This is a genomic window from Ruegeria sp. AF5 (assembly GCF_056541905.1).
Genome location: NZ_JBQFYZ010000043.1, coordinates 1 through 1,925 on the forward strand (window position 1 = coordinate 1; position 1,925 = coordinate 1,925).

The following is a 1,925-nucleotide window of genomic DNA, read 5'->3' on the forward strand; positions in this document are numbered from 1 at the left end:
CCCTCTGCGCGTTGATGGCCCCTTTTGTGATGCGGGGGTCGTTGCCTTCGCTGAGGGCGATTATGGGACGGGTGGCCGGAGCGTTTTGCCGCAACAGCTCGACGGGTGTCAGGGTCATGTGCTCCGGCCTCGTCCTGGGGTTAAGCGCCCTGCGCCTTCATGTCATCGGCGCTGATGCCGGCGACGGCGACGGGTTTTTTCATCGCGTCGCGGCGGAAAGGCTCGCCAAGCTCCTGGTTGATCAGGGCCTCGATCAGCGTGGTGATGCCGTTCTTCTGGTCCTCGATCGCCTGGTTCAGCGCCGCGGTCAGCTCGTCCTGGGTGCGGGCGACAACACCTTTCAGGCCACAGGCCTGCGCGATACCGGCATAAGACACCTTGGTGTCCAGCTCGGTGCCCACGAAGTTGTCGTCGAACCACAGGGTCGAGTTGCGCTTTTCCGCGCCCCACTGGTAGTTGCGGAACACGATCTGGGTCACGGCGGGCCATTCCTCGCGGCCGATGGCGGTCAGCTCGTTCACCGCGATGCCAAAGGCACCGTCACCGGCAAAGCCCACAACCGGAACATCCGGGCAGCCGATCTTGGCGCCAACGACGGCGGGCAGGCCATAGCCGCAGGGGCCGAACAGGCCCGGTGCCAGGTATTTGCGACCCTCTTCAAACGACGGATAGGCGTTGCCGATGGCGCAGTTGTTGCCGATGTCCGAGCTGATGATCGCCTCTTTCGGCAGCGCCGCCTGAATGGCGCGCCACGCCATGCGCGGGCTCATCCAGTCGGGCTTGGCCGCGCGGGCACGCTGGTTCCAGGTGGTGCCCGGATCGTCATCCTCATGGGTCATCGAGGTCAGTTCCTGCGCCCAGGCCGATTTCTTCTGCGCGATGCGCTCTTTGCGCTCCTTGCGGCCTTCGTCACCGGCGGTGTCGCTCAGCTGGGCCAGAATGCCCTTTGCCACCTTGGCGGCGTCGCCGATGATGCCGACGCTGACCGCTTTGGTCAGGCCGATACGGTCAGGGTTGATGTCAACCTGGATGATCTTGGCATCCGCGGGCCAGTAGTTGATGCCATAGCCCGGCAGGGTCGAGAACGGGTTCAGACGGGTGCCGAGGCACAGGACAACATCCGCCTCGCTGATCAGCTCCATCCCCGCTTTCGAACCGTTATAGCCCAGCGGACCGGCAAACAGCGGGTGGCTGCCCGGGAAGGCGTCATTGTGCTGGTAGCCGACGCAGACCGGCGCATCCAGGCGCTCGGCCAGCGCTTTCGACGCCTCGATGCCGCCTTCGGCCAGAACCACACCGGCGCCGTTCAGAATGACAGGGTTTCTGGCGTTAGACAGCAGCTCGGCCGCCTGGGCCACGGCGCTTTCGCCACCCGAGGGGCGCTCGAACTCGACAATGGCGGGCAGGTCGATATCGACAACCTGGGTCCACATGTCGCGCGGGATGTTCAGCTGGGCCGGGGCGCTGGCGCGCTTGGCCTGCATGATCACACGGTTCAGAACCTCGCAGACGCGGGTCGGGTCGCGGACCTCTTCCTGATAGGCGACCATGTCCTCGAACAGCTTCATCTGCTCGACTTCCTGAAAGCCCCCCTGACCGATGGTCTTGTTGGCCGCCTGCGGGGTCACCAGCAGCAGCGGTGTGTGGTTCCAATAGGCGGTCTTGACGGCGGTCACGAAGTTGGTGATGCCCGGACCGTTCTGCGCGATCATCATCGACATCTTGCCGGTGGCCCGGGTGTAGCCATCCGCCATCATCCCCGCGCTGCCCTCATGCGCACAGTCCCAGAACATGATCCCAGCCTTCGGAAACAGATCCGAAATCGGCATCATCGCAGAGCCAATGATCCCAAACGCATGTTCAATACCATGCATCTGCAAAACCTTAACAAAGGCCTCTTCCGTCGTCATCTTCATAGGGGTGTT

1 protein-coding gene is annotated in these 1,925 nt (G+C 63.6%); it reads right to left on the reverse strand.

Translation table 11 applies throughout. The features are described from left to right. Window positions 1–140 precede the first annotated feature (140 nt). A complete protein-coding gene (gene xsc / locus ACR0DS_RS20260) occupies window positions 141–1,916 on the reverse strand; it encodes a sulfoacetaldehyde acetyltransferase (protein ID WP_209599474.1) in 1,776 nt (591 codons plus the stop codon). Window positions 1,917–1,925 lie beyond the last annotated feature (9 nt).